The sequence below is a fragment of the Methanobrevibacter arboriphilus genome, from assembly GCF_019669925.1.
Taxonomy (GTDB): domain Archaea; phylum Methanobacteriota; class Methanobacteria; order Methanobacteriales; family Methanobacteriaceae; genus Methanobinarius; species Methanobinarius arboriphilus_A.
In genome coordinates, this window is record NZ_AP019779.1 from 1814623 (window position 1) to 1840913 (window position 26291).

A 26291-nucleotide genomic window follows, 5' to 3' on the forward strand; every position below is an offset into this window, starting at 1 on the left:
TTTTAAATTATTATAATCTTATTTAAATTATCTTAATTATTGTTTTATAATAATAATCTATTATTTTCTAATTAATACCAATAATACTTATTATTTTTTAATTATAGTCTATTATTTTTTGCATGAATTATTTTTTTATGGTTATGGTTATGTGTTCCTTTTATAAAGATTAATATTATTGTATTTTTTGATTATAGTATAATTTTCAATTGTATAATTTTCTTTAGATATATTTCTAGAAATATAATAAGTCACGTTATTTTTTTCTAGTTTTGGGATATCCTTCTCATATGCTGCCCCTACATTCATCATCAAATACCATGTGTAATATCTTGTATTATAAGTCCAAATAACCTTGCTGTCATAATTAGGGTCATAGTTTTTAAGCCAATCTGAAATTATTATAGGGCCGTCAATATCTTTGTTTTTGGAGGGTATTATTCCAACACTAGAAAATGCAGAAACAATAAAAACTAATATAAGGATAATAGCTATTAAACTTTGAACTAAATCTTTATCACTGTTATCATAATTATTGTTAATACTATTACTATTTTTAGTACTGTTATTATTCTTAGTATTATTACTCTTCTTAGTGCTATTATTACTATTCTTATTATTATTACTATTTTTATTACTATTATTATTAATATTATTTTCAATAGGGTTATTATTTTCAGAATTATTATCTTTATTATTTTTAATTGAAAAAGCTTTTCCAAGTTGTTTTTTATTTTTATAGCTTTTTAAAAATTTAATAAACTTTGAACTTAGAAAATCAAGACAGTATGCTCCAAAATATGCAATGACAGGCATTACTGTTATAAAATATCTATCTACTTTAACATCACTAAAGCTAAAGAATATTAGATATATAAAAAACCAAGATATCATCAATAAGTTGAAATTTAGATCTTTAATTGGTTTAATAGAATTATTTGAATTATTATAATCTTCTGAATTTGAATTATTTAGGTTATTTAGATTATTTGAACTTAATATATAATTTAATATGTTAAATATTAACAAAATATTAATCAAGAATAAAATTTCACTTATAATTGAAGAAACCTGTTTATATGTAAAAATTATTGTGATGGTAATAATAATAGCTAATAAAACTTTCAAATAAATGGCTTTATTAGAATATTTTTTGATTTTGTTTTCATAATTATTTTTATTCTCATAATCGTTTATATTATTATCATTGTTTTTATTTCTGTGATTTCTAATACTCCTAAATACTAATTCTAGAGTATATATTAGAGCTCCTCCTGATATTAGAACTAGCACGAAATAGGAGAGTATTCCGGGATTTTTAATAACAGGGATTAAATCATGAAATTCTACACTATTTGATGATATAAAATTCCCTAAATTTTCTATATAAAAATAAGGTTCAGGTTTAAAACCAGGATCGATGAAAGAACCTTTATCTCCAGAAACAACATTTTGTGTTTGGGTTATAAAAGTTAAATCTGTACCTTTATTAGTTAAAAAAACTAAAAACAAAGAAAATATAGCTAATGCTATTAATATTCCAACTAAAAAATATTTAAAACTATTTGATTTAATTAGTTTTTTTAAAGAGACTAAAATAGATTTTTTAAAATTTTTAAAGTTTTTATACCTTAAAACACTTATTTTCCCAATTATATCTATTTCAAACAAGATATACAGAAACATTAATGGCAATATGAAACCCACAGTATAACGTGTGAAAAAACCAATCACAAAAAGTGGGAATGCTAATAAAAAATATTTTGGATTTTTGTTAACTGCCAATATTGTGAAATATATAACCCATATTGATATAGCTATTGCTGGTATATCCATTGTTCCATTGGCTGTCCATAGTATATTTAATGAAAAGCTTGAAAATAATATGGCTCCAAACAAACTAGTAATCCTATTTAATTTTAGTTTGAATAATAAATATGTTCCTATACTAGATATTGGAAAAAATATACCAGTTACTGTGAATATAGCTATTTGATCAATGTATCCTAATTTAAATATCAAAGAGGTTATGACACATATTACTGGAGATAAGTATAAGTTTGATGTTTTACCAAGTGGGTATCCTGCAAGGTTTAATGAGTTTGTTAAGTAAATAAATACATCAGAACAATATATTCCAAGCTGATCGTTTGCATTTATTAATAAATAAACTAACGATGATGTGAAAATAGCTATTATTAGTATAAACAGTATATCTATTTTATGCTTATATATTTTGTATTTATATATTTTATTTTTGTTTATTTTATTAATAATATTATTTTCAGGAATATTATTTTCAGACATTTATACAAGCTCCAATTTAGAAGAATTATCAAATTACTATGAGTAATAGAATGTTCTTTAATCAAATTGTTTTTTCATTGATTTAAATGTGTCTAATTTAACACAGTTTTATATTATATAAACTATTTATATTAATATCATTATTCGATATAATATTATTATTAGATATTACTATCATTTAGTACTAATTATTCAATATCATTATTAGCACTATTATTTAATAACATATATTAACTATTAATATAACTAATATCCTAATATTGATATTATTAAACATTTAAAATTACTAAACATTTATATAAATATTTAGATATGTTGTATTTAAATTTAATATTATCTAAAATTAACCTATTAATGTATTCAGCTGTAGTATGGAGGAAAACAATTGAAAGTCACAAAAATTAATTCATTAATTAACTTTTTTAAATCAAATGAAATTAAACTTTCATTTTTATTTATACTAATATTTTCTTCTATCCTTACTATACTTTTAATATGGATTAATACTTCTCAAGAGATTTTAGGAACTTCTTATAGAGATGTTTATTTTTACTTAATTGAGGCTCTTAGATTTTCAGGATATTCAATTGGAGGATACGAATACGTCAATTATTTATCTCCACTAATACCATTTTTAACTTCATTATTGTTTAAATTAGGATTTGTTAGTGAAACAAGCATATTTGCAGTAACTGGAATTTTTTATATTCTCGGAGTATTGGGATTTTTTTCTCTTTTAAGATTAAGATTTAGAAATCTAATGGCAGTTTTAGGATCTATTATCTATGCAGGGATTTCAATCAACATGTTGTGGGTAGCTAATGGAACTATTGATATTCCAAGTATTTCAATAACTATACTATCAATATATTTTTTTGTTTTGGGAATTGAAAAGAACCAAAAATATTTATATTTAGCATTTCCCTTAGCTGTATTAGGTTTTTTTGCAAAATACACAGCAGGGTTAGCTATTCCTCTCATGGTTTTATATATATTATCTAAACCCAATATTATTTTAAACATTAAAAAATATTGGAAAAATGGAGTTTTAGGAATATTTTTAGGGTTTATAACAACCATCCCTTTTTTAGCTTACTTCTTAATTAACAATATACCTTTTGGTTTTTTAAACCAAGCTCAAAATATAGCTTCACATACTACTGGTTCTATTACTACTGCTACTACTACTTCTACTTTAAAGGTTGGAAATGATTTATTTTTCTATTTTACAAATATGCCTAGATTTATTTATAGTATAAATGAAATTTTAGCCTATGTTGTAATAATAATTACTTTAATAGGTATTATTATTGGGATTTATAAGTCAGCTAAATTTTTAAAAAGTAGATATGATGATTCTAATAGGTTTAATAATGGTAAATTTGAATTTTTAAACATTAAACTTTTAAACATTAAAATTTCAAACAAGCTCCTTTATATTCTGTTCATTGTTAATATAATAATCATTTTTCTTTCATTTTTAACAGCCAGTAAAATATCTTTTGTTTATAGTGAATTGATTTTCTTTATATCTGCATTCACTTTATCTTACATAGTAAATAAGATTATAAACATAAAAAACATTGATTCAGAGCAGAAATATGATAAATTTAGCTTTGATTTATTGATGTTTGCATGGTTTTTTTCATATTTAATATTTTTTTCAGCTCACCTTGTTAAAGCAGATAGATATTTTACAACTATGGCCCCAGGATTTGTGTTTATATCCGTTTTAGCTTTAAATCTAATATTAAATTCTTTTGATTCTATAAATATATCCAATATATTAAATAAAATGAATTTTAATAGTAATAATAATATTAATAATAATATTAATAATAAAAATAATAATACTAACAATAATATTAATAATTATAATTCTGAAAATAATAACCATATTGAAAATAATAGTACTAATAATAAAAATAATAATATTAATATTAGTATTAATACTAACAATAATATTAATATTAATACTAGCACTAACATTAATGTTAATAAAAATCTAATAAAGAATTTAGTACCAATAGCTTTAATAATCCTATTTATAATATCTTCATTTACTTATTTAGATATGAATAAACATGATCCTTTAGTTCATAATGAACGAGAAGCTGTTGAGTGGATTAAAATTCACATTCCAGATTATCAAAATGAAATAATTTGGTCAGAAAGAGGTCCAACATTCACTTGGTATTTAAAACAAGAAGTTTTCTATGTTAATTGGAAATATTCTCCTAATAAACTGTCTGAGATGATGATTGGGAATAATACGACTTATTTCATATCAATAAGTCCCGAAACTAATATTCCAGGTTTTTCACCAGTTAAAAAATTTGGTGAAGTTATTATTTATCAAAGAAATAGTAGATAAAGAAACAAATGGTAATTTTTATAATAACTTGTGATTTTTATTTTAAAGTTTTTACTAAAATGATCCTATTGCAAACGAGATAAATGCAATCATCATACCAATTTTAACTAATTTAGAAGCTTTTTTAGCATTTTTGGTTGTTTGATCTTTTAATATGGTATATGCTCCATAAAAAAAGGTTATTATAGCAAAAAATAGGATTAATATGTAATAAATACTAAAAATTCCATTGAAATATAAAATAGGGCTTAAAATACTAGCTAAAATCATTAAAAATCCAGCTAAATAGGAAGATTTTTTCATTCCATACAATATTGGAAATGTTCTTGCTTTTTCTGCTTTATCTCCTTCAATATCTTCCATATCTTTTGTAATCTCTCTTGCCATAGTCATAATAAATGCAAAAAATCCTAAATACAATGAAATTATAATTATATTTGTTGTAATTGTTTCTAGACCTATTATAAATCCTCCAAAGATAAAACAAAGACCTGTTAAAATAGATATACTCATATTCCCAATTATAGCAATTTTTTTCAAGGTATATGCATAATAATACATAAGCAATGATGATATTATTACAATAATTCCAGGTATTAAGCTATTTACTAGGTAACTTATTACAAATCCCATTATTATTGATAATAAAAACAATAAGTATGCATATAGCTTAGCATTTTTAAGAGAAATCCTGCCTGAAGGTATTGGGCGATTTGGTTTGTTGATAGCATCTATTTTATGATCAAAATAATCATTTATAACATTACCTCCTCCCATAGCTAGAAAAACAGCTATTCCTCCTAATATTATTGGGAGATTATAATTTTCCCCTATGATTGCCATTAAGACAACTGCTATTACTCCCATCACAGCATTTCCTGGGCGAATTATTTCAAGATATGCATTCATAAAACTACACCTATTATATAAATTCTCTTTATTTATAATTGTAAATTTTTTATTTTTATAATTATATTCTTTATTTATTTTTATTTTAATTATTATTACTATTTCTATTTTATATTATTACTAATTTTATTATTATTTGATCATCATTACTTAATTGAGTCTAATATACTTCCAAACTTTTGAGCTGTAGATATTATAGAATACTTATTTACTTCACTATTTCCATTATACCTTAAAATTTTGCTTTCATTAAAATTATTGTAAAATTTCGTAATGATATTTTTTGTTTCGTCTAATGTTGAAACATGATATCCAATCTCTGTTTTTTCAATTAAATCTTTAAGAGATCCTTTTTTGTATCCAATTGACAGAATTGGTCTTTTTGCAGCTAAATATTCGTAAATTTTTCCAGGTAAAAATATTTCTTCTTTCTTGTTATTCCAAGATAATAAAAGCAGTGCTTGTGATTCTTTTTGCTTTTTTAATACTTCTTCATGAGATATTGTTCCATGAATATTTACTAAATCTTCAATTCCATATTTTTCAGCTGTTTCTTTAAGCCCAAAGTTATCTCCATAAAAATCTAAGGATAATAACAATGGATTAATCTTATTTTCTCGTATAAGTTCACTTATTCCTTTAAATAATAGCTTTGGATCTCTTTTACCCCCATAAAGAGAACCAGCATATGTAAAATTTAGCTTTTCCTGATTTTTGGGAGTGTTATTATTAGTAATGTCTTCAATATCATATCCACTCATAATCGTGCAAATCTTTTTTTGAGGATGTAATTCTTTAAGCTTTTTTGAAGCTAATTCTGTTGTTGTGGTTAAAACATCTGCATATTCAAGTGTTTCAATCTCTAATTTTTTCTCAAAATAATTTCTTATAAATGTATGTTTAACATAAGGGTTTAAATTCCATAAATCTCTTAAATCAGCAATCCACTTAAGGTTATATTTTTTTTTCAGGTCTTTAGCTATTATATGGGAAGTCACTGGCCATGAAGAGCTGATTATTGCTTCAATATTATTAACTTCAATTGCTTCTTTTGAAACTTTTATAGCAGGTTCATACCAGTATTTCATTCCATCGGGATATGCAAATATTTCACCTGCAATTGAAATAGCTTTTGAAATAGCTTTTGAAGTAGTTTTTGAAGCAAGTTTTGAAGTTTCTTCTGGATTATTTTTTGAAATAATTTTGTTTTTATCATTAATATTATTTTCATTTACTTCTTCTATTTCATTTTTTGATTTGAGTTTTGTATCATTTTTTGTATTCTTTTTATTTTTAAATTTATTAAACCATCTATCGGTCATATATTCATAATCGGTTTCAATAACTTTAAAATTTGAGTTTTTAAAAGAATTTTTAAGAGAGCTTTCAAAGGAGTTTTCAAAAGAATTTCCATAATTAATATTTGATTTAGGTACTATTACTATAGGTTCCCATCCGAATTGTGGCAGGTACTTTGCTATACCTCTTAAACGTTTTGATGCAATTGCATTAGTTTGATTAAAATAGAAGGCTATTAAAAGAACCTTTTTCATTTATACACCTGATAATTTAATTTTAGAATAAATTTTATTAATAATATAATCTAAAATATTAAAATAATTTAAAATATTAAGTTTAATAACAATAAATATTCAATAAAACATTAAAGATTCCATAAATAAGTAATTGTTTTGCTAATTAGAATTATATAATTAATTGTTAATATTTTCATTATGATTACACTATTTTTATTATAATTATATTGTTTTTGTTATAATTACTATTTATAGTTAATAAATGCTAATTTTAATAAAACATCATGATTAACATAATATTAATTTAATAAAGTCTAATGAGTCTAATTGAATATTTAATCTAATAAAATGTTAACTTATAATAACATAGTCTTATAATATGATATTAATTTAATAAAATATGATTATTAATAATATAAGATATTTAATAATATAAAATATTTATAATAATAGAAGATATTTATAATAATATATTTAATATTCGGTTAATATATTTTTTAAGAATGTATAAAAAGATATATGAAAAGATATTCTATCAATTATATTTAAATGATATAAAAGACATATAGTAATATGATTATAAGATTAGACAATAGTAATATTATTCATGATGGGGAGTATTATTCATAGGATATTATTCATATAGAATATTATTTATAATTTTTATTATGTATAATTTGGCATATTTATAAAATTTAATTTTATAAACTTACAATTTTGGATGGATAATAATTTCTATTATTATTACATTGCATTTCTGTTATTACTATGTTTTAATTTTTTTAATAATTCTTATAATTGATTTATAATACTTATATGTTGATTTACAAAATTAATTTACTAGAAATGTTAATTAAAGTTAATTAAACACTAAATATTCAATAATATTTATACAAAAAGGGTTACAAAAGGGTGTTCGATTTGGATAAAATAAAAATAGCTATTGTAGGTATGGGAAATTGTGCTAGTTCTCTTATTCAAGGAATTCATTATTATGAAAATAAAGATGAAAAAGATGCTATTGGTTTGATGCATTGGAAAATTGGGGATTATGAACCATCAGATATTGAAGTGGTAGCTGCATTTGATGTAGATAAGAGGAAAGTAGGAAAAACAATTGATGAAGCTATTTTCGCAAAACCAAACTGTACTACTATATTTCAAGAGAATATTCCTAAAAGTAGTGTAAAAGTATCTATGGGGAATGTTTTAGATGGTGTGGCTCCACATATGGAAGATTTTGAAGACGAATACACATTCATTGTTTCTGATGAAGAGTCTTCAGATATTGTAGAGGTTTTAAAAGATTCTGGTGCGGAAATTCTTTTGAACTATCTTCCTGTAGGTTCAGAAAAAGCAGCTAGGTTTTATGCTCAATGTGCTTTAGATGCGGGTGTTGCTTTTATTAATTGTATGCCTGTTTTTATTGTAAGTGATAATGAATGGGAAGCTAAATTCAGAAAAAAAGGAATTCCTGCAGTTGGTGATGATATAAAAGCTCAAATAGGGGCAACTATTACTCACAGAACTTTAGCTAATCTCTTTGAAGAAAGAGGAGTAAAATTAGATCATACTTATCAGATTAATACTGGTGGAAATACTGACTTTATTAATATGCTCAGTAGAGAAAGGTTAGATTCTAAAAAAGAATCAAAAACAGAGGCTGTTCAGTCAGTACTTACTGATAGAATGGATCCTCATGATATACATATTGGTCCAAGTGATTATGTGCCTTGGCAAAAAGATAATAAACTTTGTTTCCTTAGAATGGAAGGAAAAACCTTTGGTGATGTTCCAATGAACATTGAATTAAGGTTAAGTGTTGAAGATTCTCCAAATTCTGCAGGCTGTGTAATTGATGCAATTAGGTGTTGTAAGCTAGCTATTGGTCGGGGAATTGGAGGTAAACTTACTTCTATATCTTCTTATACAATGAAACATCCTCCAGAACAGTTTACTGATGATGAAGCTTATAAAAAGGTCAATGATTTTATTGATGGGACATTAGAAAGATAAAAAATCTTTTTACTTTTTTTTTCAATGTTTCTAGTATTTATAATATTTTCAAATATTCATAAGTATTTCTAATATTCATAAGTATTTCTAATATTTATAAGTATTTCTATATTCCGATTTACTCATAATATTCCTAGATATTTTTAAATATCATTAAATATTTCCAGATATTCATATTATTTCTAGATACTTCTAGGTATTTCTAATTATTTTAAATATTCTTTTATTATTTTTTCATTATATCTTATTTTTATCATTTTCAATTAATTTATTATTATTCTCATTAGTATAGTAATATTCTAATATACATAATACTATTTTGGTTATATGTTACTATTCTAATTAATTATTTACATTACTATTTTAATTATTATTCATCTTAATATTCTAATTATTATGTTAATATTTTGATTAAATAGTATTATTATTTCAAATTATTTTTCAAATTATTATTACTTTTATTAAATATTAGTTTAAATATTAGTCTTTTAGTAAATATTAGAAATAATTATGAATATTTGAAAATAATATAAAAATTTAATAAATAATATAAAAATAAAAATAGATAAATATTATTAGTACTTTTAACAATATATTATTATATTATAAAAATTATCTATGAAAATTACTTTTGATTTTCATACTTATTATTCATTGATAAATTTTACAGTTTAAATAAAATTCACTGTTTTATCTAAATTTTATGCTTTAAAATAAAATTTTGTTGTTTTATTGGAATTTTAGGTTTAAATGAAATTTTGCTGTTTAAAAATGAAAATCATTGTTTAAATTATCTTTAATGGTATAAAACTGATTGTAAGGAAGGTAAATATTATGAAAACTACAAAAATTACAGAAACTGCCCTAAGAGATGCTCATCAGTCTCTGTTAGCTACTCGGATGAGAACTAGGGATATGGTTCCAATTGCTGAAGAAATGGATAAAGTGGGTTTTTTCTCAATTGAAGCATGGGGAGGAGCTACTTTTGATACCTGTATTCGTTATTTAAATGAAGATCCTTGGGAACGTCTTAGATTACTTAAAGAAAAGATCACTAAGACACCTATTCAAATGTTGATCAGAGGTCAAAATTTAGTAGGTTATAAACATTATCCAGATGATATTGTAGAAAAATTTGTAGAAAAGGCTTATACGAATGGTGTTGATGTTTTTCGTGTTTTCGATGCTCTTAATGATATAGAAAATATGGAAACAGCAATTAAAACAGCTAAAAAACAGGGTGCTCATGTTCAAGGAACTTTAAGTTATACTACAAGTCCAGTACATACTCTTGATAATTTTATAGATCTTGCAAAAGATTTAGAAGCATTAGAATGTGATTCAATAGCTATAAAAGATATGGCTGGATTGATAAGTCCAAAAAATATTCATGAGCTTGTAACCAGGCTGAAAGAGGAAACTGATCTTTTGGTTAACTTACATTGCCATTGTACTAGTGGAATGACTCCAATCAGTTATTATGTTGCTTGTGAAGCTGGAGTAGATATATTAGACACTGCTATTTCTCCTTTATCTTGGGGAACATCCCAACCTCCGACTGAAAGTATTGTTGCAGCATTACAAGATACTGAATATGATACTAAACTGGATCTTAAGAGATTGAATCATATTAAAAGGTATTTTGAGAATATTAAAGAAAAATACGCTTCTCTTCTTGATCCGATTACTGAAAAAATTGACACTGACGTTCTTATTTATCAGATACCTGGAGGTATGCTTTCTAACTTAGTTTCACAGCTAAAAGAGCAAAATGCATTAGATAGATATCAAGATGTACTTGATGAAATGCCAAGAGTTAGAAAAGATATGGGCTATCCTCCTCTTGTCACTCCAACTAGTCAGATTGTAGGTATACAAGCTGTTATGAATGTTCTTGGTGGTAAAAGATATAAATTAGTCTCTAATGAGGTCAAAGAGTATATGAGAGGAAAATATGGTCAACCTCCGGCTCCAGTTAATCCTAAAATAGCTAAAAAAATAATTGGAGATGAAAAACCTATAACACATCGCCCAGCTGATGATCTTGAACCACAATATGATTATTACAAACAAGAAGGAGAAAAAGAGGGTTTAATTAAAAAAGAAGAGGATGTTTTAACTTTAGCACTTTATCCTCAAGTAGCTACTAAATTTTTAAGAGGAGAAGCTGAAGAGGAAAAAATTGAACCTAAAAAAATACAAAACATGGAAGAATCAGAATTTGCTATTCCTACTGAATATAATGTTGAAGTAGATGGAGATATTTTTGATGTTAGGATAATGCCAACTGGTTTTATGGAAATTGGTGAAGTAGACCCTTCAACTCTTTCTAGTCCTGTTGAAGGAGGCTTAACTTCTACAATGCAAGGAATGATTCTAAAACTTAAAGTTAATGAAGGAGATAAAGTCAAAAAAGGAGATATTTTGGCAGTTATTGAAGCTATGAAAATGGAAAACGATATCCAAGCAGAGGAAGATGGTATTGTTGAAGAAATATTTGTAGCTGAGGGTGATGCTGTAAATGCTGGAGATACGTTAATGATAATTAGTTAAGTATTTTTATAATTTATCTTCAATCTTTTACTATTGATTTTTTATTTCTATTTTATGAGTATTTTTATAATTCTTATAATTATTCTGAATTTTCTTTTTATTATTTTGAATTTTCTTTTTTTTATTTTATTTGATGCTTTTAAAGTTATATTATTTATAAAGTATTATATATGAAAAAATATAAAGTATAATATTATAATTTGTAACATACTAAAAATAATTAGTGAAATACTAAATATTAAGGTATTGTAAAATTTCTATTTTAAATTTTAGATATTATTTATAGTATAACTCATAATATATTCTTAAATTTATTATTGAATAGTATTATAAGCACTATTATTTAGAAAAATATTTTTAAGAGGTATTTTTTATATTTTATATGTATTTTAATATAATTTAGATATAATTTAAATATAGGAATATAATTTAATTATATAAATATAATTTAAATATATAATTATTATATTGTAATTATAATATATTGTAATTATGATCTTATTAGAGGATATGAATTAGATTAATTTGGAGGAGAGTTTTTGGCAAGACAAGAACAAACACAAGAATTTAGAAGAGTAAGAACCCCAAGAAAAGGAGAAATTCCTGGTATTGTAGAACAAATCATGGGTCATGGAAAGTTAAAGGTTCGATGTGCAGATGGACATGTGAGAATGACAAGAATCCCTGGAAAAATGAAGAAAAGGATATGGATTAGAGAAGGAGATGTTGTTCTTGTAAAACCATGGGATTTCCAATCAGATGAAAAAGCTGATGTTATATGGAGATATACTAGAACTGAGTCTAATTGGCTTGAAAGAAAAGGATTCTTAAAAATGTAATTTTTATTATTTATTTTCATCTTATTTTTTTCATTATTATGTAATTAACATATATTTGATACTTTTATAATAATATTTAATACAATTTTATAAATTATTATAATACCATCTTATAAATTATTACAATTTTCAGACTTATTTATTGTCGTGTTAATTGATTAGGGCCTTATGCATTTTTTTGATTTCTAAATTAGATTTTTTTAATTATATTGATAGAATTGTGGGTATTGTTATTATTATTTTATTTTCATTTTTTGAGGTTTTCTATGGATCCTAAAATAGCTAAAGCTGATGAAAAAGTTCAGAAACTTATCTCTAAAAAGAGAAAAAAAAGTGTTGAAGATAGAAGGGTTGGTAGTGAAATTTTTGATAAACAAACACTTGAAACCCTTTATAAATTAGCTAATCAAGGACATTTAGATGTTTTGAATGGAGCTATTAGTACTGGAAAAGAAGCTAATGTTTTAAAAGGAGTGATAAATAATTCTTATATTGCTGTTAAAATTTATAGGATAGCTACTTCCGATTTTAAAAAAATGCAGTATTATATTCAAGGTGATCCAAGATTCAATATTCGTTCTAGTAATAAACGTCAACTTATTACTAATTGGGTTAATAAAGAATTTAGAAATCTTACAAGAGCTTATGAAGTAAAGGTTAGTGTTCCAAAACCGATTATTGCATTAAATAATGTACTTATTTTAGAGTTTATTGGTTCAGATGACGGAGATCCAGCCCAAACTGTAAAAAACCAAAAACCAAAAGATGTTGATGATTTTTTAAGTAAACTGTTATTAGAAATAAAAAAATTTGTTAATGATGCTAATTTGGTTCATGGGGATTTATCAACATTTAATATTTTAAATAAAGATGAGTACCCTGTGATCATTGATGTTTCTCAATCAGTAGTTAGAGATCATCCTATAGCTAATGAATTATTAGTTAGAGACATAAAAAATATTTATAAAGAGTTTAAAAAAATGGGATCTTCATATTCGTTAGAAGATATTATTAATAAATTAGAATTTGATATTAATTTAGATATAGATTAAACATTTTTTAATTTTTATATTTCTTAATTTTTATTTTTTAAGTCTTACTTTTTTAAGTTTTATATTTCTTAATTTTTTAGGTTTTATCTTAGATCTGAAAGAATACTATGGCTGAAACATCATAAAATATTTCAGTCATAGATGAATTTCAGTAGCATTGTTTGAAGCAAAGGTTTTAAATACTTTAAAATATATATAAGTAGCTATGAGTCATGATTTAGATAAGAATCAACATTCAGTATATAGGTTGACATATCATCTGGTGCTTGTAATTAAATACAGAAGACAAGTTATCACTCCTGAAATCTTCAATAGATTGATTGAAATTTTTAATAATAATGCTTCTAACTTTGATATAGTTTTAGAAGAATCTAATTTTGAATCAGATCATGTACATTTGTTGTTCAAAGCTAAACCTCAAACTCAATTATTAAAATTCGTAAATGCGTATAAATCGGCCAGTAGTCGTTTAATTAAAAAAGAATATCCTGAAATTAAGAAAAAACTTTGGAAGGAAGCTTTTTGGAAAATAGGGTACTTCATATCTACAACGGCTGGAGCTAACTTAAAAACAGTGACAAAATACATACAAAATCAAAAAAGACTATGAAAACAATAGTTAAATCCTATAAAATTAGGATATATCCAAATAAATCATTGCAGGATAAATTATACAAAAATTTTGGATACAATCGATTTGTATTCAACCAACTACTCAACTATAACAAGTTAATATTTAATTTAGTTGTTAATAATCCAAGAATCAATCCCTATAACTATAGACCTAAAGTTAATCGTTCGACACTTAATAATTGGTTGAATGTGCTTAAAGCTGAGCATTTTTTCTTAAAAGATAGTGAAAGTACCAGCTTACAATCGACTTGTGATATATTCAAAGACAGTATGGTTCGATTTTTCAAGCACCAAAATAAGTTTCCAAGATTCAAATCACGGAAAAATCCCATACAAAGCATCCGTTTAAAGAACAATAACAATAGCATACGGTTTGAAAACAATAAATTAAAATTACCACGATTTGGATTAATTAGATACAGAGATAATAGAAAGATTAAAGGAGATATACTTACTTGTACTGTCAAATGTGAAAATAACAGATGGTTTGCAGTACTAAACTGTAAAAATGTTCCAGTAAGTCCAATGTTAAAAACTGGAGATAATGTTGGTATTGATTTAGGCTTAAAAGATTTGATGATTTTTAGTAACGGCGAAAAGAGAAAACCAATCACTCGCCTAACTAAAATAGAACAACAAATAGCCAAATTAAACAAAAAATTATCAAGAAAAGTAAAATGTTCTAACAACTGGAAAAAGAATCTCCAAAAACTGCAAAAATTGTATAATAAAGTCTTTGATATTCGTAATGACGAATATCAGAAACTATCCACAGAATTAATCAAAAATTTTGATTTAATCGGTTTAGAAAAATTATCAGTGAAAAATATGATAAAAAATAAGCGATTAAGTCATAGTATAAGCCAAATATCTTGGTCAAGACTTGTTGATATGATAAAATACAAGGCTGAATGGTATGATAAAAAATGTATACAAATAAGTAAAGTTTTTCCATCATCAAAGCTTTGTAACAAATGTGGATATAAAAAAGAAGATTTAACATTAGCTATCAGGGAATGGACATGTCCAAAATGTAGAACAAAACATGATAGGGATATTAATGCATCTATTAACATTCTCAACGAAGCTATCCGAATAAATAATGAATGTACCACTGGATAAGTGGGAATTTAAGATTGTGTCACTATGGAACAATAGTTCTATCTAAACAAGAAACTGTAGCTTAACATATTAATAATAATGTTAGAGAGCAAGAATCTCCGACTGAAACATCATAAAATAATCAGTCGGAGAGTATGTCAAATTATTTTGGTCATGTTATTTTAGTATATTACTTATCATTTGCTCTTAGATTTACTTTATATATTAGATTTTGCTAATTATAGTTAGTTGTGTAATATAATAGTCTAATATATTTAATAATAAAATAAACATGGAATAGAAATAAATAAGTATAAGTTATATACTAGATATAAAGATATTATATTAATTATATTAAATTATAGTTAAATTATTATAATAAATTATATTAAATTAGTAATAATCAATGTTTTATCAAACTAAATCGTTGTTTGCTAATAATAAATTATTATTAGATTATTATTAAGCTGTATTATTAAATTTTAGATTTTAATATTAGTTTTTAGAGTTAGTATTAAATTTTAGATTTTAATAATTTAATGGTTATTTGTTTATGAATTAAAATTATTTATCAAGAAAAGTAAAAGGTTCTAACAACTGGAAAAAAATTGTTCAAAAATTACAAAAATTGTATAATAAAGTCTTTGATATTCGTAATGACGAATATCAGAAACTATCCACAGAATTAATCAAAAATTTTGATTTAATCGGTTTAGAAAAATTATCAGTGAAAAATATGATAAAAAATAAGCGATTAAGTCATAGTATAAGCCAAATATCTTGGTCAAGACTTGTTGATATGATAAAATACAAGGCTGAATGGTATGATAAAAAATGTATACAAATAAGTAAAGTTTTTCCATCATCAAAGCTTTGTAACAAATGTGGATATAAAAAAGAAGATTTAACATTAGCTATCAGGGAATGGACATGTCCAAAATGTAGAACAAAACATGATAGGGATATTAATGCATCTATTAACATTCTCAACGAAGCTATCCGAATAAATAATGAATGTACCACTGGATAAGTGGGAATTTAAGATTGTGTCACTATGGAACAATAGTTCTATCTAAACAAGAAACTGTAGCTTAAAATATTAATAATAATGTTAGAGAGCAAGAATCTCCGACTGAAACATCATAAAATAATCAGTCGGAGAGTATGTCAATAATTAGAGATTAGAGAGATCAGAGGTGAAAATTTGCCAACAACAGAATATCTTAAGATTCCACAGGATAGAATAGGGGTTTTAATAGGAACAAATGGTGAAACTAAACAAAAAATTGAAAAAACTACTCATACATGGTTAGATATAGATGGAGAGGAAGGAACTGTAATTGTTTCTCCAAGTGAGGAAATGGAAGATCCTCTTGGAGTTTGGAAAACTAATCATGTAGTTAAAGCTATTGGAAGAGGTTTTAACCCAGAAATAGCTTTAAAACTAAATGAAGATGATATTTATTTGGAAATAATAAAACTAACCTTATATGTAGGTAAGTCTAAAAAAGCATTAGCTAGACAAAAAGGGCGTATTATTGGTAAAGATGGTAGAACTAGAGAGATTATAATCAGTATGGCTGAAGTGGACATGGCGATTTATGGTAAAACTGTTGCTTTTATTGGTGAACTTGAAAATGTCATGGTGGCAAAAGAAGCTGTTGAAATGATTCTTAATGGTTCACAACATAAATCTGTTTATGGCTTTTTAGAATCTAAACAAAGTGATAGAAAAATGAAAGAATTTAAATCGATGGTTGGAATTGAAGATGATAAAATAGAATTTCGTGACGATTTAGATGATTGATAATTAGCTTTGTGCTATTTTTAATCATTATATTGTGTTTGTAATATTTAGTAGATTATCATTGTATTATATTTTAATCAATTAATTTAATTTTTTAAAAATTTTTATATTTTCATTATTATTAATTTATAAAGGTTTTAATTTATAAAGATTCACATCATATTGGGATTCACACTGCATTAATTTATAAAGACTTTTACTACTTTATAAGTTTTAATGGTTATATAAAAAATTCAATAAATTAAATATTATAAAAAATATCTTCATATAGTTTAATTTATCTTTATCTATAAAAATTTAATGATATACTACAAAAACCTTATATAGGTTACAAGCCATATAGGGTATATAAGTAACAATATTACAAATTTGTAATCACATTATTAAATTCTACTATATGTATTTATTTATATGATATTTTGACAATATGTTTTTAATTATTACTTTCAGTTAAACATTTTTACTTCAGTTAAATATTTTTATTTAATTATGTACTGGTTTATGTTTTTATTATTAATAATGATTATTAAATAATTTAAAAGTTTTATAATAGGAGGTTTAATTTGTCACAACAAGCATCAGAACTCTTTGACAATTTTCAAGAATTGACACCTTCAGAGTTCTTTAGAAAAAATAAGCAAATGTTAGGTTTCACTGGGAAAATCAGGTCTTTAACAATCGTTTTCCACGAACTCATAACTAATAGTTTTGACGCAGCTGAAGAAGCAGGTATTCTTCCTGAAATTAAAATTGATCTTAAAAGGGTTGATAAAGATCATTATATTCTTAGGCATTCTGATAATGGTCCTGGAATCCCTGAAGATTATATAATGAAAGTTTATTGTACTATGTTTGCAGGTTCTAAATTTAGAAACATTCAGTCAAGAGGTCAACAAGGTTTAGGATGTAGTGGTTGTGTTCTATTATCTCAAATGACTACTGGTGAACCAGCAAGAGTAAAATCTGCCTGGGAAGTTGATGGAGAGCTTAAAGGAGCAGACCTTGAATTTAAGATGGATGTTAAGAAAAATAAAGGAATGCTTTTAAATCGTAAAAGTTATGATCCAAAACATACTGGTGTTTGTATAGAACTTGAGTTTAAAGATGTTTCTTATTCTTTAGCTGAACAAGGGGCATTTGAATATATTAGAAGGACTATGATTGGTAACCCTCATGCAAAGATAATATTTAGAGACCCAACTGGCCATAAATACATATTTAATAGGGCTGCTGATATGGTTCCTGTACTTCCTAAAGAAGTATTACCTCATCCAAGGGGAGTAACTGCTGATGATTTAATTTTCATGGCTAAACACACAGATAAAAGGAGATTTAGGAGTCTTCTTACAAGTTCTCTTTCAAGAATGTCAAATAAGAGAATTGCCGAAATTGAAGAGTTAACTGGAATTGATTTGAATAAACGACCAAAAGATATGAAATGGGAAGAAGCTGAGGCAATTGTTGATGCTTTCTCTAAAATGGACTTTATGGCACCTCCAACTTCTGGCCTTATTCCTATTGGTGATGATCAGATTGAAGATGGTATGAAAGAGATTCTTAAACCTGAGTTTATTGCAGCTACTACAAGAAAACCTGTTACTTACAGAGGGGGTGTAGCTTTTATCATTGAAGCAGGAATTGCTTATGGTGGAGATGCTGGAAGGCTTGTAAATGATCAAAGAAAATCTGAAATTATGAGATTTGCAAATAGGGTTCCTCTGTCTTTTGATCAAGGTAGTTGTGCTATTACAGAGGCTTTAAAAAGTATTGATTGGAAAAGATATGGTTTAAGAGATTTGGAAAATACTCCTATTACTGTATTTGTTAATATGATTTCTACACAAGTTCCTTATCTATCAACTGGTAAACAAAGTATAGCTCCAGAACCAGAAATCATTCATGAAGTAAGACAAGCTACAATGAAAGTAGCTAGGAAGCTTCAAAAATATTTAAGAGCTAAAAAAGCAGCTAAAGAAGAAGCAATGAGGTCTAAAATATTTGAAGATTATGTTCCTGTTATCATTAGAGAATCTGCTAAACTTGCTGAAACTGATGTTCCTGAATTTCAAGAGGTTTTAGCTAAAGTAACAAGAAGATCGCTTGCAGAACTCTTAGGTGAAAATCCTGATAAGGCTGAAGAAGAGGTTGAAGTGGAATTTGCATCTGATCTTGATGATGCTATTGAAAATGATGATAATAAACCAGAAGAAACATTAGAAAATATGGAATAATTTTAAGGTAAGGTATTATTTATGTCTGAAGTTAAAGATAATAAAAATTTATCAAGAAAAGAAGTTTCTTATAATAAGCTTAAAGGATTAGGTGAAGAGATTATTGAAGATGTTATTAAAAAAGATATTCCTTCTTTAAAAGTTCCATCTCGTGGTACATCTAATATTGTTTATGATGATGCTAAGCGTTATTTTGTTCTAGGAGATAGGTATGGTAAAAGATCTCTTGGAAATGTGAAACAAATTAAAAAAATTGGGCAAATGGTTCAAGTAGCTAATTTCTGTAAAGATCTTGTTCAAAGAGAAAAAACAGCTACTTTAAGGGAGATGTATTATGTTAGTGAAGGTTGGGATATTGGTTTTGATAACCAGCAAGAATCTAATATTGTTGGAGAAGACATTGAAGTAACTTTAGGAATGAGCCGTGAAGATTTAGGTTTAATGCCAGAGGAAGATGGGGCATCTGTTTATGGAAATATTACTCTTAAAGAAGGAGATGTTGAGATTGATGCTTTAAAATCAGGTAAATCTGGATATACAATTTCTCCTACTATTGATGAAGTAGAATTTCTTGATCATGATGTTGAAAGAGTCATCGCTGTTGAGACTATGGGGATGTTTCATAGGATGGTTCAAGAAGAAGCTTATAAAAAATTCAATACCTTGATTGTTGGGCTTAAAGGACAAGCTGCAAGAGCTACAAGAAGATTTTTAAAGAGGGTTAATGAAGAATTAAATCTCCCAGTTTATGTTTGTAACGACGGAGACCCTTGGGGTTTTCACATAGCTATGGTTATTATATCTGGAAGTGCTAAACTTGCACATGTTAATCATGATTTAGCTACTCCTAATGCTAAATTTTTAGGAGTTACAGCTAGTGACATTGTTAACTATGAACTTCCAACCGATCCTTTAAAGGATATTGATGTTTTAAGATTGAAAGAGTTAGCTAATGATCCGAGATATAGAGATCCAACTTGGCAAACTGAAATTAAAAAAATGCTTAAAATTGGTAAAAAAGCAGAACAGCAATCATTTTCCAAGTATGGTCTTGAATATGTTGTTGATACATATTTCCCTGAGAAGTTGGAGTTATTAAGTTAATTTAACTTTTAATTTAATTTTTTGTTCTTTTTTATTTTATTCTTTTTATTCTTTTCTATTCTTTTTTTATATTTCTTATTTTTTGTTCTAAATTGCTCTTTTTCTAATATATCCTTTTTATTCCATATTTTTTTATCTATTTAAGCTTTTTTAATTCTATTTTTTTTCAATTCTTTTTAATATTCTTTTATTTTTAATTTAAGGCAGCTATTGTTGTTTGTTTTTTGATAGTAATATTTATATAGGAGTATTTTTATATTTATATATCTGAATATATAGTGAGTGTTCACATTGTATTTATTTATATTTTTATTGTAGATGAAAGGTATTAATTTTTATTGGAGATGAAAGGTATTATATTTAGGAATAATTTTTTTGTTTCGTTTGTGCTAGTATTAGCTTTTTTATTATTGTTGGGTTTGTCTAGTGTTAGTGCGGATGAGTATTATTTTAGTAGTGGTAATATTACAAATGCGAGTTTGCAGGGTGTTATTGATAATAATACTCCTGATGAAGTGATTATTAATCTTGATGATGGTGAGTATTCTTTGGGTCAGATTAATGTTACTCGTAATGCTACTATACAAGGTAATAGTAGTGGTAATGTTAAAATAGCTGGGTCTGGTATTTTGTTTAATATCACATCATCTAATGTTAAGATTATTAATTTAACTATTACTGGTTATACTAGTGCTATTGTTGGTAATAGTGGTGATTTGACTGTTATTGGTAATAATGTTACTACTAGTGGTGTTAGTATTAGTATTAGTGGTTCTGGTGGTAATTTATCGAATATTGTTATTGAGGATAATGTTATTGTTTCTTCTGTTAGTAATGGTAATTATGGTGCTGTTTTTGTTAATGGTAATGGTATGGCTGTTTCTTTTGTTTCTTTTATTAATAATAGTATACGTGGTAATGGTACTAGTAATTCTAATGGTGTTCGTATTAATTCACGTGGTATTAATAATTTGACTTTTGATGGAAACAACATCACAAGAACATCAGGCACTGGTATTACTCTGTCTGTACACAGCAGCAACAACACCAATATAACCTTCGCCAACAACATCATCACGGGAGGACCAAGCCATAGTATTGGTCTGGAGGCAGACAGCAGCAACAACACCAATATAACCTTCACCAACAACAACATCACAGGAGGAGATTATGGTGTTTATATGCATGCAGACAAAAAAAGCAAAAACAATAATATAACCTTCGCCAACAACAACATCACAGGAAGAGAAACTTATCTGGAGCTATCCAACAGCAGCAACACCAATATAATCTTCACTGACAATAACATCACAGCAACATACGGCTATGGTGTTTCTCTGTCTGTACACAGCAGCAGCAACACCAATATAACCTTCACTGACAATAACATCACAGGAACATCAGGCAGTGGTGTTTATCTGGTTGCATACAGAAGCAACAACACCAATATAATCTGCACTGACAATAACATCACAGGAACATCAGGCAATGGTCTTTCTCTGGAGGCATACACAAACAACAACACCAATATAATCTTCGCCAACAACAACATCACAGGAGGGGGTCATGGTGTGTATATTTCCTTTAATAGTTATCAGGGTGATCTGGGTGGTAATAATACTAATGTTAGTGGTTTTATGTTTTTGAATAATACTATAAATGCTACTGGTGGTAGTGGTTTTTATTTTGTGGATACTACTTTTAATCAGAGGCCTAAGAAGGTTGTTGATTTTATTATCAGAGGTAATACTATTTTTGCTAGTAATACTGTTTTGGGTTTTGATAGTTCTGCAGATTCTAGTCCTACTAATTTTTCATTGTTTGATGTTATTGTTGAGTATAATCGTATATTGTCTCCTGTTGGTGTGAATTTTAATGGTTCTTATAGTAATAGTAGTTTTGATTATAATTGGTGGGGTGATAATTCTCCTCCTTCTGGTGTTACTGTTAATTATTATTTTGTTGTGAATGTTATAATTCAGTCATTGTTTGGTGGTCATGGTGTTTTTAATTATACTATTGGTTTGAATGATTCTGAAGCAAGCTTTGATGCTTCTCTTTTACCTGAATTTTTTGTTTATGGAAATTCATCATTGAATAATACTGTTGCTGATGCACGGAATAATAATAGTTTGGAATTGGATAGTGATACATCTTCTTTTGTTTTTAATTTTACTATTGATAATCAGACTTTTAGCTTTGTTTCTGATGTTTATGTTAATAATACTGGTGGAGATGATGATAATGTGGGAGATAGCTGGAATACTGCTGTAGCTACAATCAAAAGAGCTCTTGAACTTGTTGTTCCTGGTGGAACTATTCATATTGCTGGTACTGGTACTGATTATACTGGTGTGAATAATACTAATTTAATTATTAATAAACCTGTTAATATTGTTGGTGAGTATGGTAATGTTAAAATAGATGGGTCTGGTACTTTGTTTAATATCACTGCATCTAATGTTAAGATTATTAATTTAACTATTACTGGTTATACTAGTGCTATTGTTGGTAATAGTAGTGATTTGACTGTTACTGGTAATAATATTACTACTAGTGGTGTTAGTATTAGTATTAGTGGTTCTGGTGGTGATTTATCGAATATTGTTATTGAGGATAATTTTATTGTTTCTTCTGTTAGTAATATTGGTGCTGTTTTTGTTAATGGTAATGGTATGGCTATTTCTTTTGTTTCTTTTATTAATAATAGTATACGTGGTAATGGTATTATTAATTCTAGTGGTGTTCGTATTAATTCTAAGGGTATTAGTAATTTGATTTTTGATGGAAACAACATCACAGGAAAATCACGAGGTGTTTATCTGGTTGCATACAGCAGCAACAACACCAATATAACCTTCGCCAACAACAACATTACTGGAGTTAGTTATGGTGTGTATGTTTATTCTTATGATGGTAATGTTAGTGGTGTTTTGTTTTTGAATAATACTATAAATGCTACTGTTGGTAGTGGTTTTTATTTTGTTAATGATGGTAGTAGTGCTATTAATGTGACTGATTTTGTTATCAGGGGTAATAATATTTTTGCTAGTAATGCTGGTTTGAATTTCAGTGGTCTTAAGACTGGTTCTCTTGTTAATGTTAATGTTGAGTATAATCGTATTATAGCTAATACTGGTGTGAATATGGCTGGTTTTGATAATGGTAGTAGTTTTGATTTTAATTGGTGGGGTGTTAATGATATAACTGACTTATTGTTAGGTGTTGATACGGTTAATCATTTTATTTTGAATGTTACTAATCTTACTAGTTTGGATGATCTTCGTTTTGGTGATAATGTTAGTTTTGCGTTTTTAGTGCTGAACACTAGTATGAATAATAGTGGTGTTGAGTATTTGCCTTATTTTGTGGTGAATTGTACTTATAACAATCAGAATTTTACTGTTGATAATTTTGGTAATTTTACTGGTAATTGGACTATGTCTAGCGGGACTCAAGTAGTTGCTGCAACTTTAGATAGTCAATATGCAGTTCTAGCATTTAATACTAATTCTAGTATCATTGTTTCTGATGTTAGTATTGGTGATACAGTTGTTATTAGTGGTCAATTAAGTAATTATACTGGTGATGGTTCTGATTCTTTAACTGTTATTGTTGATAGAAATACTCACTCAGTTAGTATTAATAGTACTGGTGGTTGGAATTTATCTTATTTGACTAATCTTATAGGTAATATCACTGTGACTGTTAGTTTTAATGGTAATGAGAGTTACACAGCATTTACTAACACTACAAGTTTTGTTGTTGTTAGGTTAGCTAGTAATTCATCTATAAACATTCCAGAAAATATTAAGGTTAGTCAAACAGTTTTAATTTCTGGTGTTTTAAATGATAAAAATAGCATTCCGATAGCTGATGCTAATTTAGAAGTTATTGTTGGTGGTGAGTCTTTTAATGTGACTACTGATTCTGTTGGTGTTTGGAGTTTAAATTTCACTCCAGAACGTGTTGGTGTCTTTAATTTATTCCTTGTTTATTTGGGTGATGATTGGTATGCTGGTTTTGTTGAAAATAAGGCTTTTAATGTTAGTAAGTTAACTACTAATTCTACTATAGTGGTTCCAGATGGTGTTCATGTTGGTGATACTGCTGTTATTACTGGTCAATTAGCTAATTATACTGTGATTGGTTTTGTTAATGTTACTGTTGATGGTAAATCGTATACTGTTGTTGTGGATTCTACTGGTGGTAATTGGACTGTAAATCATTTGACTAATCATACAGGAGTTTATAATATGACAGTTTCTTATACTGAGTCTGATACTAGTAATTATACAAGTTTCACTAACACTACAAGTTTTAATGTGTTGAAAAATAGTACTAATTCTAGTATTAGTGTTGTTGATGTTCAAGTTGGAACTAATGCTACTATTACTGGTGTTTTAGCTAATTTCACTGTGATTGGTTTTGTTAATGTTACTGTTGATGGTATATTTTATAGTAATGTTGTTGTGGATTCTACTGGTGGTAATTGGTCTGTGAGTCATTTAACTAATCATACAGGAACTCATGATGTTATTGTTGGGTATATTGAATCTGATACTGGTAATTATACTGGTTTTAGTAATAGTACAAGTTTTGATGTTGTTAAATTAGCTAGTAATTCATCTATAAACATTCCAGGTAATATTAAGGTTAATCAAACTGTTTTAATTTCTGGTGTTTTAACTGATGAGAATGCTATTCCGATAGCTGATGCTAATTTAGAGGTTATTGTTGGTGGTGAGTCTTTTTATGTGACTACTGATTCTTTTGGTGGTTGGAGTTTAAATTTCACTCCTGAACATTCTGGTGTCTTTAATTTATTCCTTGTTTATTGGGGTGATGATTGGTATGTTGGTTTTGTTGAAAATATGGCTTTTAATGTTAGTAAATTAGCTACTACTTCCTCTATTGTTATTCCAAGTAATGTTAAAGTAGATAAATCGATTACTGTTTCTGGTGTTTTGACTAGTGGTGGTAAACCATTGGCTAATAGGGTTATTAGTGTTGTTGTTGAGGGTAAAACTTATAAAGTTATTACTAATGGTGATGGTGTTTGGAAACTGTCTTATACTCCTAAAAAGGCTGGTAAGTCTACTATGAAGGTTTCTTTTGCTGGTGGTGATGTTTTTGCTGGTTTTAATGTTAGTAAATCTTTTGATGTTATTGGGAAAGCTAAGATACAGATTGTTAAGATTACTAAGATTGCTAAGGTAGGTAAGTATAAAGGTTTTAATCTTTATAGTAAAACTTACACCATTAAAAATGTGGGATCTGCTGTAGGTTCTAAAGAGTATACTAAGTACTTTAAAAATTGGTATTTGGAAAAATTGTCTAAAAATAATGGAGTTAAGTATCAGTTTAGTGCTAAGTCTAGGATTTTAAAGGTTCAATTTAAGAATTTAGGTGTTGGAAAACAAGTTAAATTTAAAATATACGTAACATTCAAAAAAAGACAATAAAAAATTGTAATTCTTTTTTTCTCCCTTTATTTTTTTATTATTTTTTTTAATGGTTTAAATCAGTATATATTTTAGAAAATGAGGATATTATTCTTATTTTTATAAAAGCATTATTATATAATCATTTTCAAATATTTTAGTATAATATTTGATATTTAATAATGTATTTGCTTATTTTTATTAACTATAACTTTATTAAGGATATAAAATATACTTTTATTATTTAATCATTCTGTAAATTATTTATCCTAAATATTATAGGTTATTATTAATTTTACTATTTTTGAATTAAAATAGATATTTGCATTATTATATTTTATTAATATAGTGGATGTTTAATTTTATTTTTTTGTAGTTATATTATT

General features: G+C 26.3%; 14 protein-coding genes and 1 pseudogene. 12 read left to right on the forward strand and 3 right to left on the reverse strand.

What is annotated here, in order from left to right:
- Positions 1-147: 147 nt before the first annotated feature.
- Entirely contained in the window at positions 148-2307 is a 2160-nt protein-coding gene (locus MarbSA_RS07965) for a glycosyltransferase family 39 protein (protein WP_221061352.1), read from the reverse strand.
- A gap of 385 nt (positions 2308-2692) precedes the next feature.
- Between MarbSA_RS07965 and MarbSA_RS07970 the strand changes: the two genes are divergently transcribed.
- Positions 2693-4681, forward strand: a complete 1989-nt coding sequence (locus tag MarbSA_RS07970; protein WP_221061353.1) for a glycosyltransferase family 39 protein — start codon at positions 2693-2695, stop codon at positions 4679-4681.
- A gap of 54 nt (positions 4682-4735) precedes the next feature.
- On the opposite strand, the gene MarbSA_RS07975 is transcribed toward MarbSA_RS07970, so the two are convergent.
- Together MarbSA_RS07975 and MarbSA_RS07980 are read right to left on the reverse strand one after the other, a co-directional pair.
- On the reverse strand, positions 4736-5590 hold the full coding sequence (locus MarbSA_RS07975) for a UbiA family prenyltransferase (protein WP_054835878.1): 855 nt from the start codon (positions 5588-5590) through the stop codon (positions 4736-4738).
- Positions 5591-5736: 146 nt separating this feature from the next.
- Positions 5737-7143, reverse strand: coding sequence for a glycosyltransferase family protein (locus MarbSA_RS07980; protein ID WP_221061354.1), 1407 nt, complete (start codon positions 7141-7143; stop codon positions 5737-5739).
- Between the two features lie 903 nt (positions 7144-8046).
- On the opposite strand from MarbSA_RS07980, the gene MarbSA_RS07985 reads away from it, so the two are divergent.
- The 11 genes and pseudogenes from MarbSA_RS07985 (at position 8047) to MarbSA_RS08035 (ending at position 25926) form a co-directional block, all read left to right on the forward strand.
- Positions 8047-9141, forward strand: coding sequence for an inositol-3-phosphate synthase (locus MarbSA_RS07985; RefSeq protein WP_221061355.1), 1095 nt, complete (start codon positions 8047-8049; stop codon positions 9139-9141).
- Positions 9142-9975: 834 nt separating this feature from the next.
- Positions 9976-11694: a sodium-extruding oxaloacetate decarboxylase subunit alpha gene (oadA, locus tag MarbSA_RS07990; RefSeq protein WP_221061356.1), complete on the forward strand. Its 1719-nt coding sequence runs from the start codon at positions 9976-9978 to the stop codon at positions 11692-11694.
- Positions 11695-12233: 539 nt separating this feature from the next.
- The gene (gene eif1A / locus MarbSA_RS07995; RefSeq protein ID WP_042703145.1) at positions 12234-12533 is read left to right on the forward strand and encodes a translation initiation factor eIF-1A; all 300 of its coding nucleotides are present in this window, start codon (positions 12234-12236) and stop codon (positions 12531-12533) included.
- Positions 12534-12799: 266 nt separating this feature from the next.
- The gene (locus MarbSA_RS08000; RefSeq protein WP_042703147.1) at positions 12800-13585 is read left to right on the forward strand and encodes a serine protein kinase RIO; all 786 of its coding nucleotides are present in this window, start codon (positions 12800-12802) and stop codon (positions 13583-13585) included.
- Between the two features lie 205 nt (positions 13586-13790).
- Positions 13791-14195 (forward strand): IS200/IS605 family transposase, encoded by a 405-nt coding sequence (tnpA, locus tag MarbSA_RS08005; protein WP_221061357.1) that lies wholly within the window; start codon positions 13791-13793, stop codon positions 14193-14195.
- On the forward strand, positions 14192-15340 hold the full coding sequence (locus MarbSA_RS08010; RefSeq protein ID WP_221061358.1) for an RNA-guided endonuclease TnpB family protein: 1149 nt from the start codon (positions 14192-14194) through the stop codon (positions 15338-15340). Before tnpA ends, MarbSA_RS08010 begins: the two co-directional genes overlap by 4 nt.
- A gap of 556 nt (positions 15341-15896) precedes the next feature.
- Positions 15897-16349: pseudogene (locus MarbSA_RS08015) on the forward strand (RNA-guided endonuclease TnpB family protein); the annotation flags it as partial.
- Positions 16350-16523: 174 nt separating this feature from the next.
- Positions 16524-17126: a KH domain-containing protein gene (locus tag MarbSA_RS08020; protein ID WP_042703149.1), complete on the forward strand. Its 603-nt coding sequence runs from the start codon at positions 16524-16526 to the stop codon at positions 17124-17126.
- Between the two features lie 563 nt (positions 17127-17689).
- The gene (top6B, locus tag MarbSA_RS08025; RefSeq protein ID WP_042703151.1) at positions 17690-19357 is read left to right on the forward strand and encodes a DNA topoisomerase VI subunit B; all 1668 of its coding nucleotides are present in this window, start codon (positions 17690-17692) and stop codon (positions 19355-19357) included.
- A 21-nt stretch (positions 19358-19378) separates the two neighbouring features.
- Positions 19379-20461, forward strand: a complete 1083-nt coding sequence (locus MarbSA_RS08030; RefSeq protein ID WP_042703152.1) for a DNA topoisomerase IV subunit A — start codon at positions 19379-19381, stop codon at positions 20459-20461.
- A 344-nt stretch (positions 20462-20805) separates the two neighbouring features.
- A complete protein-coding gene (locus tag MarbSA_RS08035; protein ID WP_221061360.1) occupies positions 20806-25926 on the forward strand; it encodes a beta strand repeat-containing protein in 5121 nt (1706 codons plus the stop codon).
- Positions 25927-26291: the final 365 nt, after the last annotated feature.